This is a genomic window from Achromobacter arsenitoxydans SY8, from assembly GCF_000236785.1.
In the GTDB taxonomy this organism is placed as follows: domain Bacteria; phylum Pseudomonadota; class Gammaproteobacteria; order Burkholderiales; family Burkholderiaceae_B; genus Achromobacter; species Achromobacter arsenitoxydans.
In genome coordinates this window covers 127810-137037 of sequence record NZ_AGUF01000047.1, presented here as the reverse complement: position 1 = coordinate 137037, position 9228 = coordinate 127810, and the positions used below count along the sequence as shown (strand labels likewise).

Genomic DNA, 9228 nt, shown 5'->3' with positions numbered 1-9228 from the left:
GCCCCAAACTTCAGACAACAAGGTCTCACACTATATAAAACAAAAAAGCCCCGAAAACGGAGCTCTTGAAAGACTCTGAGCGAGAGAGCTTTTGGCGGAGCGGACGGGGCTCGAACCCGCGACCCCCGGCGTGACAGGCCGGTATTCTAACCAACTGAACTACCGCTCCGCAGCGGCTTACTCAACTACTTTGTCACTTCAACTGCATCACTACTACTGCTGCCAGATAAGCTGGCGTCCCCTAGGGGATTCGAACCCCTGTACTCACCGTGAAAGGGTGATGTCCTAGGCCTCTAGACGAAGGGGACTTTGGACTTTCCGTACTGCTCTTCGCTTTGGACTGGTGGAGGTAAGCGGGATCGAACCGCTGACCTCTTGCATGCCATGCAAGCGCTCTCCCAGCTGAGCTATACCCCCGTTTCGCTAATCAAGCCGATCAATTTCCACTGGCTCAAACACACGTTTTACGGGGTGTTTTTGCAGTTTCGTTGCCGGTTTTGTTTAGTGCCGTTGGCGAAGAAACGAGATTATGCACGAACTAAATGGGGTGTGCAAGTCGCTTCATGGCAAAAAGCAAAAAAGATGCGAAAAAAGAGGGTGCGATGGTCTTTTTGCGTGGATTTTCGGGTGAATTCAGGAGATCAAACAAGGTGTCGATTGATGCAGAATTCAACAAAATCAAAGGCTTGTGCAGATGCTATCGTGGACGGGAAAAAAATCGTCCGGCCGTGTATTTTTTTTGTGCGGGGTTGACGGCCGCCGCGCCGCGCAAGGCCAGCGGCATCCGCTTCGGATCCTCCTCTTCATGAGCATTTCTCCATGAGCCATTCGCCATGAGCAACAAGACCTCGTTTCCCACGCGCGCGCTAGGACGCAGCGGCATGGATATCACGCGCATCGGCCTGGGCGCCTGGGCGATGGGCGGCAACGGTTGGGCGGTGGGATGGGGGCCGCAGGACGATGCCGCGTCCATCGCCGCGATCCGCCATGCCGTGGACCGTGGCGTCAATTGGATCGACACGGCGGCGGTATACAAGTTGGGCCATTCCGAAGAGATCGTGCGCCAGGCCCTGGCGCAGATGGCGCCGCACGAACGGCCCTACGTCTTCACCAAGTGCGGGCTGACCTGGTCGGCCGAACAGCCGCAGGCCATGCCGCGGCGCACGGGCGCGCCGTCCAGCATCCGGCGCGAACTCGAAGGTTCGCTGCGCCGCCTCGGCGTCGAACGCATCGACCTGTACCAGATGCACTGGCCGGCCGGCGACGGCACGCCGCTGGATGCGTACTGGCAGGAACTGCTGGACCTGAAGCAGGCCGGCAAGGTCAGGGCCGTCGGCCTGTCCAACCACAATCTTGCGCAGCTTCAGGCCGCCGAACTCCTGGGGCATGTGGATACGTTGCAGCCCCCGTTCTCGGCGATCCAGCGCGCCGCGGGCGGCGATCTGCTCCCGTGGTGCGCCTCGCACGGCACGGGCGTGATCGTCTACAGCCCGATGCAGTCAGGCCTGCTTACCGGCAAATTCACCCGCGAACGGGCGCAGGCCCTGCCGCAGGACGACTGGCGGGCGCGCCACGCGGAATTCAAGCCGCCGAACCTTGAACGCAATCTGGCCCTGGCCGACGCCTTCAAGCCCATCGCGGAGCGTCATGGCGCCACGGTGGCGGCGGTGGCGGCCGCATGGACGCTGGCATGGCCGGGCGTGACGGGCGCGATATTGGGCGCACGCAGCGCGGCCCAGGTCGATGGCCTGATCGGCGCGGCGGAACTGGAACTGGATGCCGAGGACCTGCAGGCGATCGCGGATGCGATCGAACTGACGGGCGCGGGCGCCGGACCGCTGCGCCCGCCCATCGCGGAAGACGATTCGCTGCCCGCGAACCTGTTTTCCTGAAACCCCGTCAGGGCCTGCGCGTGCGGCGGGCGCTGCCCATTGCGGCGATCAGCGCCAGGCCGATCAGGGCCAGGGCGGTCTTGTCGCCGAAGCGCGCGTACGGGGTCAGCCCCGTCATGCCCTGCACCGACACCGGCAGCACGCCGGCCTGCAGCGGCGCAAGCTGGGCGGCCACGCGGCCCTTGGCGTCGATGGCCGCGGTAATGCCCGTGTTGGTTGCCGTAAGCATGGGGCGCGCCGTTTCGATGGTGCGCAGGCGTCCGATCTGCAGATGCTGGCGCAAGGCCCAGGTGTCGCCGAACCAGCCCAGGTTGCTGACGTTCACCAGGATGGTCGCGCCGGGTTCGCCGTTCGGGCCGGGCTGCAGCGCGGGCAGCAGGTCGGGTCCGAAAAGGTCTTCGTAGCAGATGTTGAAGGCGATGTGCTGGCCGCCGACGGCAAAGGGCGTCTGGCGCTCGGCGCCGCGGTCGAAATCGCCCAGCGGGATGTTCAGCATGTCGACGAACCAGTGGAATCCCGGCGGCACATATTCGCCCCAGGGCACCAGGTGGCGCTTGTCGTAGCGCATGGCGGGGTTGCCGGCCACAAGCTGTTCAACCGGCGTGGCGCCGTCGAATCCCATGACGCTGTTGGTGTAGCGGTCGCGGCCGTTCACGCGGTCGTGCAGCGGCACGCCCATCGCGATGACGGTGTTGCGCTGGCCGGCCAGGTTGCGCCAGGCTTCCCAGATGCGCGGGTCGAGCTGGTCCTGGAAGATGGGCAGCACGGTTTCGGGCAGGATCACCAGTTGCGGAGCGGGCACGCCGGCCGGCGGCGGCATGGCCGTCAGCTCCAGGTGGCGCATCAGACTCTGGTCGAGCAGCGCGGGATCGAATTTCTGGGACTGGCCGATGTTGCCCTGGACGAGGCGCACGTTCAGCGGATCGCCGACGGGCGCGGACCAGTCGATGCGGGACAGCGGCCAGCCCGCGGCCGCCAGGGCCAGCGCGACGCCGGCGGCCAGCGCATGGCGCGGCCCGGGACCGGCCCTGCGCGAGGGTTGCCACAGGCTGGCCACGGCGGCGGCGACGAACGCAGCCAGGAAGGCCATGCCGTGCATGCCCAGCAGCGGCGCCCAGCCCGCGATCGGGCTGTCGACCTGCGCATAGCCGATGTTCAGCCAGGGGAAGCCGGTAAGCAGCACCGCGCGCAGCCATTCGAACGCGGCCCACATCGCGGCCCAGGCCAGCGTGCCGGACAGGATGCGGGACGGGGCCGAGTCGGGCGCCAGCGGCGCATAGCGCCGCGCCAGCGCAGTGGCGGTGGCGGGAAAGAGGGCAAGAAAGGCCGACAGCGCCAGCACGGCGGCCACGGCCAGCGGCGCGGCCAGGTCGCCGTAGCGGTGCAGGCTGATGAAGATCCAGTACAGGCCCAGCGCATAGCTGGCAAAGCTGAACAGCCAGCCGCGCAGCCACGCCTGCCTGGCGGACGGGGCGTACAGGGTGACTCGGGCAAGAATGGCCAGCGCCAGGATCTGGACGATCGCCAGCGCCCAGCCGGGCAGCGGGCCGGGGGCGAAGGTCAGGGCATGGACGGCGCCCGCCAGCACCAGGCCGGCGGCGCCGCGCAGGATACGGCCGCGCGGGGTACTGGTCATGCGTCGTCGGCGGGCGGCGCGGATTGGGCGGGGGCGATGCGCTTGACGCGCAGCCAGATGGCGCGGCGCGCGTCGCCGCGCGCCACTTCCATGCGCAGCCCTTCGAATTCGGCGTGGTCGCCGCGGCGCGGGATGCGGCCCAGCTGGCCGCCCATCCATCCGCCGACGCTGTCGTATTCGTCGTCCGGCAGCGTGCAGCCGAACACATCGTTGAAATGCGAGATGTCGGTGGCCGCCAGGACGCGCCACTGGTTTTCGCCTTCGGGGAAGATGGAGTCTTCCTCGGTTTCGTCGAATTCGTCTTCGATGTCGCCGACGATCTGTTCCAGCACGTCTTCCATCGTGACCAGTCCGGAGATGCCGCCATGCTCGTCGATGACGATGGCCTGGTGGTTGCGGCTGGCGCGGAACTCATGCAGCAGCACGTTCAGGCGCTTGGATTCCGGGATGAAAACGGCGGGGCGGACCAGGGAGCGCACGTCGATGCCGGGTTCCAGCATGCAGCGCAGCAGGTCCTTGGCCAGCAGGATGCCGATGATGTTGTCGCGGTCGCCTTCGTAGACGGGGAACCGCGAATGCGCGGTTTCGATCACCGAGGCCACGAGATAGGGGATGGGCTGCGTGACGTCGAGCAGGTCCATGCGCGAGCGCGGGACCATGATGTCGCCGACAGTGCCTTCGGACACGGCGAGCGCGCCCTTGATCATCTTGTACGACTCCGCGTCGAGCAACTGGCGTTCGTGCGCGGCTTCCAGGACGGCCTTGATGCCTTCGCGGTCCTCGGGCTCGCGGCGCACGAGGGAAAGCAGGCGGTCTAGAAGGGATTTGGTGGCGGGTTTGGCTGAGCGAGCGGGCGTCGCTTCGGGAGCAGGGTAAGGGTCAGACATCGTCCGGGAGGACAAGTTATGGAGCAGCCAGCATAACCGATACTGGCTTCCAACTTGTAACCGGCAGCCTGAAAATGGACGCAACCGACGCGATCTGCGCCTTGCTGCACGCCATTTTCCGGCAATTTCTCAGGGTAGACCCGATGGTCCCGGGCTCAGGCCGCGACGTAGGGGTCGGCGATGCCGATCCGGGCCAGCGTGGCGGTCTCCAGCGCTTCCATGCGCTTGGCGTCGCGGGCCTTGATGTGGTCATAGCCCAGGGCGTGCAGCACTCCGTGGATGGTCAGGTGGGCGGCGTGATCCAGCAGGTCCTTGCGCTGTTCGCGGGCCTCGCGCACCAGCACCGGCACGCACATGACGATGTCGCCGCGGGCGACGCCCAGCGGGTCCACGCCGTATTCGAAGGTCAGCACATTGGTGGCGTAGTCGCGTCCGCGGAACTCGCGGTTCAGCTTCCGGCCTTCGGCCGTACCGACCAGCCGCAGGCTGAGTTCCGCCGCGGAAAAATCGACCAGGCCGTCCTCGGCGGCGCCGGCGAGCGCGCGCTCGGCCCAGCGGCGCAGACGCCAGCGGGGCAGGCGCGCTTCCTGCACGCCGTACTGGACGGACAGGGACAGATCAGGCGTCATTTTCGGCAGCGCGGTCGTAGGCGTCGACGATGCGGGCCACCAACGGGTGGCGCACGACATCGCGGCTGGTGAATCGGGTGGTGGCGATGCCCTGCACGTCGTGCAGCACCTTCACGGCGTGGGCCAGGCCGCTGTCCTGTCCGCGCGGCAGGTCCACCTGGGAGGGGTCCCCGGTGATGACGGCCTTGCTGCCGAAGCCGATCCGCGTCAGGAACATCTTCATTTGTTCCGGCGTGGTGTTCTGCGCTTCGTCCAGGATGACGAAGGCGTGGTTCAGCGTGCGGCCGCGCATGTAGGCCAGCGGGGCGATCTCGATGGTCTGCTTCTCGAACAGGCGCTGGACCTTTTCGAAGCCCATCAGGTCGTACAGCGCGTCGTACAGGGGGCGCAGGTAGGGGTCGACCTTCTGGGCCAGGTCGCCAGGCAGGAAGCCCAGGCGCTCGCCGGCCTCGACGGCGGGGCGGGTCAGCACCAGGCGCTGCACCGTGTCGCGCTCCATCGCGTCGATCGCGCAGGCCACGGCCAGCCAGGTCTTGCCGGTGCCGGCGGGGCCGACGCCGAAGGTGATGTCGTGCTTGAGGATGTTGTTCAGGTAATCGCGCTGGCGCGGCGTGCGCGGGCGCAGATCGCTGCGCCGGGTGCGCAGCGCGATGCCGTCGCTTTCGTCGTCCAGGGGGGGCAGCGCGTCCAGTTCCTGAGCGGCCTGTTCCTGCTTGAGCTGTTCTTCCTGGCGGCCTACGCCGATCTCGACGAGGCCCAGCTGGATGTCGTCAACCGACAGGGCGCGGTGCACGGCCTGCTCGTGGAAGCGGCGCAGCACGCGGCTGGCCAGTTCGGCCAGTTCGCCTTCGATCGTGACGCGGCTGCCGCGGCGCGACAGCTTGACGCGCATTCCGTCGGCAAGCTGCCGCAGGTTTTCGTCCAGCGGCCCGCAGAGATTGGCCAGGTGGGTGTTGTCGCCGTCCAGGGTGACGACGGCGGGCATGCTGCGACGCGCGCGGGAGCGGGGTGTGGTCATTCAGCCTCTTGGGAAGTGCGGTCCACGTCGGCCACGCGGGCGCGCAACGAGTTCGTGTGCGCCTCGGTGATGATGACGTCGACCATGTGTCCGATGAGCCGCGCGGGCGCGGGGAAGTTCACGATGCGGTTGTTTTCGGTGCGGCCCATGAGTTCGTTCGGATCGCGGCGCGAGGGGCCTTCCACCAGCAGGCGCTGGCGGGTGCCGACCATGTTGCGGGCGATCGTCGCCGCCTGCTCGTTGATCAGCGCCTGCAGGCGCTGCAGGCGGCGCAGCTTCACGTCCTGCGGGGTGTCGTCGGTCAGGTCGGCGGCGGGCGTGCCCGGGCGGCGCGAATACACGAACGAGAACGAGGTGTCGAAGCCGACGTCCTCGATCAGTTTCATCGTCTTTTCGAAATCTTCCTCGGTTTCGCCAGGGAAGCCCACGATGAAGTCCGAGGACAGCGTCAGGTCGGGGCGGGCGGCGCGCAGGCGGCGCACGACGGATTTGAATTCCAGCGTCGTGTAGCCGCGCTTCATGGCGGCCAGCACGCGGTCGCTGCCCGCCTGCACCGGCAGGTGCAGGAAGGAGACCAACTTGGGCAGCCTGGCGTAGGCGTCGACCATGCGCTGGGTCATTTCCTTGGGGTGCGACGTGGTGTAGCGGATGCGCTCGATGCCGGGGATTTCATGCACGTATTCCAGCAGCATGGCGAAATCGGCGATCTCGTCCGAGTCGGCCATGCGGCCGCGGTAGGCGTTCACGTTCTGGCCCAGCAGCGTGACTTCCTTGACCCCCTGGTCGGCCAGGTCGGCGACTTCGATCAGCACGTCGTCGAACGGGCGCGAGACTTCCTCGCCGCGCGTGTAGGGCACGACGCAGAAGCTGCAGTACTTGCTACAGCCTTCCATGATGGACACGAACGCCGTGGCGCCGTCCACGCGCGGAGGCGGCATGTTGTCGAACTTTTCGATTTCCGGGAAGCTGATGTCGACCTGCGAGCGGCCTTCGTCGCGGCGGCGCTTGATCAGGTCGGGCAGGCGGTGCAGGGTCTGCGGCCCGAACACCACGTCGACGTATGGCGCGCGCTTGACGATGGCCTCGCCTTCCTGGCTGGCCACACAGCCGCCCACGCCGATCACCAGGTTCGGATTGGTCTTCTTCAGGTGCTGCACGCGGCCCAGGTCAGAAAACACCTTTTCCTGGGCTTTTTCACGCACCGAACAGGTGTTGAACAGGATGACGTCCGCTTCTTCGGGGTTGTCGGTGAGTTCCAGCCCGCCCTGGTCTTCGCGCAGCACGTCGGCCATCTTGTCCGAGTCGTACTCGTTCATCTGGCAGCCGAAGGTGCGGATGTAGAGCTTGCGAGGGGAGCCGACGCTGGTGTCGGCCGAGGGCAGGGCGGCCGGGCCGCCGTCGCGGACATTGCCCGCGCGCTTGAGGGAAGTTTCTTGCATGGTGGTCGCCGTAACGGGTGTAGATCCCGGGGGCAGGAAAGATGGGAAAGAGCGGATTTTAACCCTTGCGCGGAAATTGTTTCTTGGTGTGGAGCGCGCGGGCCGTTACCATAGCGCGCGCCCGCCTTCCCGGCTGCGGTAACATTTGTTCTTTCTCCCGAGCGGCACTGATGACTTCCAATCGCATAACGCCTCCGGTAGCCGCTCCCGCCATTGATGGCCGGGCCGGCTTCCCAGTCCCGGACGAGTATCGCAATCCCTATCCGGCGTCCGTCTGGGCGCTTCTGGGCGCCGGGCTGGCGCTTGCCGCCGCCGCTTGCGCGCTGTGGGTCGACTTGCCCCTGGCCGTTTGGATACAGAAATCGGTGTCGAAAGGCGTCGACCAGTCTTTCGAGTGGGTGGGCGAACTGGGCGAAGCCGGCCATTACATCGTCATGGCGCTGGCCTTTTACGTGGTCGGCCTGGTGGGGCTGGCGCGCGGCTGGAGCAATCCGTTCCGCATGAGCTACGCGGCGATGGCGCGCGGCAGCTTGCTGATGTTGTCCACCATGGCCCTCGGCGGCCTGGTCGTGCTGGTGCTCAAGCGCACCGTGGCGCGGGCGCGCCCCGAACTGTTTTTCGAACAGGGCATCTACGGATTGGGCGAATCCTTTTCGCGCGCGCAGCAATTCAATTCCTTTCCCTCCAGCCACACTTACGCCGCCTTCGCGGTGGCCGTGACGCTGGGCATTCTTGCGCCGCGCTGGCGCTGGGTGTTCCTGCTGCTGGCCGCGCTGGTGGCCATCAGCCGGCTGGTCAATCTGGACCACTACCTGTCCGACGTCATGACCGCCGCCGGCATCGCCGTGCTGATCGGGCACGTGCTGGCGCCGCGCGTGTTGTGCAGCAAATACCAATGGCCGCTGCGCGCGCCTTGGCGCTGGTGGAAAAAGGGCTGAGCCTGCAGGCGGGAGCCAGACGGGGCCGCGGACGATCCGCGGCCTTTTTTTTTGCCCGCCGCGAAGCGCGCGGGCGGGGACGGCGGTTTCAGCCCAGCGTCTTGAGCCCCGAGGGCGTGTCGATCTGCGCGCTCAGGCGCGGCGGGCCGTCAGCCTGAAGGACATCAATCAGGGTGTCCGCGCCCATCCACGCCAGCCCCTGCCGCAGCAGCGCGGCGCGCGGATGCGTGCCGGTCAGCCGCTTCAGCGCGAGCGGCTGGCGCGGCAGGCTGACGCCCGGGTAGTTGTCCACGTCCCATTGGATCAGCGTGGGCAGCAGGCCGTCTCCGGCCTCGTGTCCGGCCTCGCGCCAGGCGGGCAGGCTGCCGTCGTCCGGCACGGTCAGGCGCCAGCGCAGGTCGCCTCTCGTCATGGGGATGGCGGGCGGTATGCGGTTCGGGTGTTCGGCCTGCATGCGCGTCAGGTCCAGCGGCGCTTCGACCCTGGCCGCCCAGTGGGCCAGGAACGGACCTTGTTCCAGGCGGGCCCGGATGTCGCCCTGGTCCAGGCCGAACCAGCGCGGGCGGGTCGGCGGGGGCGCGTCGGGATCAATGGCGATGACTTCCAGGTAGACGCCGTCCGCCATGCCCAGCACGCGGTTGTGGGTGCCCATGCGCGGATGCGCGCCGCCGCCTTGCGGCGCAATGCCCAGAATGCCGGCAACGTACTCCGAGCCGCTGTCCAGGTCCGCTGCGGCGATGACGATGTGGTCGATGGCGAGTTTCATGGTGGGGATGGTAGCGAATTCTT

The 9228-nt window shown here is 66.9% G+C and carries 9 protein-coding genes and 3 tRNA genes; 3 read left to right on the top strand and 9 right to left on the bottom strand.

The annotated features are described in order from the left end of the window. Positions 1 to 92: 92 nt before the first annotated feature. From KYC_RS13460 to KYC_RS13450, 3 genes are all read right to left on the bottom strand, one after another. Positions 93 to 169 (bottom strand) — tRNA-Asp (locus tag KYC_RS13460). Positions 170 to 232: 63 nt separating this feature from the next. Then, a tRNA-Glu gene (locus KYC_RS13455) sits at positions 233 to 308 on the bottom strand. A gap of 33 nt (positions 309 to 341) precedes the next feature. After that, positions 342 to 417, bottom strand: a tRNA-Ala gene (locus tag KYC_RS13450). A 146-nt stretch (positions 418 to 563) separates the two neighbouring features. On the opposite strand from KYC_RS13450, the gene KYC_RS29455 reads away from it, so the two are divergent. Further along, a complete protein-coding gene (locus tag KYC_RS29455; protein WP_139026512.1) occupies positions 564 to 809 on the top strand; it encodes a hypothetical protein in 246 nt (81 codons plus the stop codon). A 24-nt stretch (positions 810 to 833) separates the two neighbouring features. Further along, entirely contained in the window at positions 834 to 1892 is a 1059-nt protein-coding gene (locus tag KYC_RS13445; protein ID WP_008163039.1) for an aldo/keto reductase, read from the top strand. Positions 1893 to 1899: 7 nt separating this feature from the next. On the opposite strand, the gene lnt is transcribed toward KYC_RS13445, so the two are convergent. The 5 genes from lnt to miaB all read right to left on the bottom strand — a co-directional run bounded on the left by lnt (position 1900) and on the right by miaB (position 7501). Further along, positions 1900 to 3528 carry an apolipoprotein N-acyltransferase gene (lnt, locus tag KYC_RS13440; RefSeq protein ID WP_008163036.1) on the bottom strand — a complete coding sequence of 543 codons (1629 nt, stop codon included), beginning with the start codon at positions 3526 to 3528 and terminating at the stop codon, positions 1900 to 1902. Next, the gene (locus KYC_RS13435) at positions 3525 to 4415 is read right to left on the bottom strand and encodes an HlyC/CorC family transporter (RefSeq protein ID WP_043518330.1); all 891 of its coding nucleotides are present in this window, start codon (positions 4413 to 4415) and stop codon (positions 3525 to 3527) included. The genes lnt and KYC_RS13435 overlap by 4 nt, the downstream gene beginning before the upstream one ends. A 155-nt stretch (positions 4416 to 4570) precedes the next feature. Then, positions 4571 to 5044 carry an rRNA maturation RNase YbeY gene (gene ybeY / locus KYC_RS13430; protein ID WP_008163033.1) on the bottom strand — a complete coding sequence of 158 codons (474 nt, stop codon included), beginning with the start codon at positions 5042 to 5044 and terminating at the stop codon, positions 4571 to 4573. After that, positions 5034 to 6062, bottom strand: a complete 1029-nt coding sequence (locus tag KYC_RS13425) for a PhoH family protein (protein ID WP_008163031.1) — start codon at positions 6060 to 6062, stop codon at positions 5034 to 5036. Before KYC_RS13425 ends, ybeY begins: the two co-directional genes overlap by 11 nt. Then, positions 6059 to 7501, bottom strand: a complete 1443-nt coding sequence (miaB, locus tag KYC_RS13420; RefSeq protein WP_008163029.1) for a tRNA (N6-isopentenyl adenosine(37)-C2)-methylthiotransferase MiaB — start codon at positions 7499 to 7501, stop codon at positions 6059 to 6061. The genes KYC_RS13425 and miaB overlap by 4 nt, the downstream gene beginning before the upstream one ends. A gap of 170 nt (positions 7502 to 7671) precedes the next feature. On the opposite strand from miaB, the gene KYC_RS13415 reads away from it, so the two are divergent. Next, positions 7672 to 8439: a phosphatase PAP2 family protein gene (locus KYC_RS13415; protein WP_008163025.1), complete on the top strand. Its 768-nt coding sequence runs from the start codon at positions 7672 to 7674 to the stop codon at positions 8437 to 8439. An 88-nt stretch (positions 8440 to 8527) separates the two neighbouring features. Here the strand turns inward: KYC_RS13415 and KYC_RS13410 are convergent, their stop codons facing one another. Then, positions 8528 to 9205: a VOC family protein gene (locus KYC_RS13410; RefSeq protein WP_008163023.1), complete on the bottom strand. Its 678-nt coding sequence runs from the start codon at positions 9203 to 9205 to the stop codon at positions 8528 to 8530. Positions 9206 to 9228: the final 23 nt, after the last annotated feature.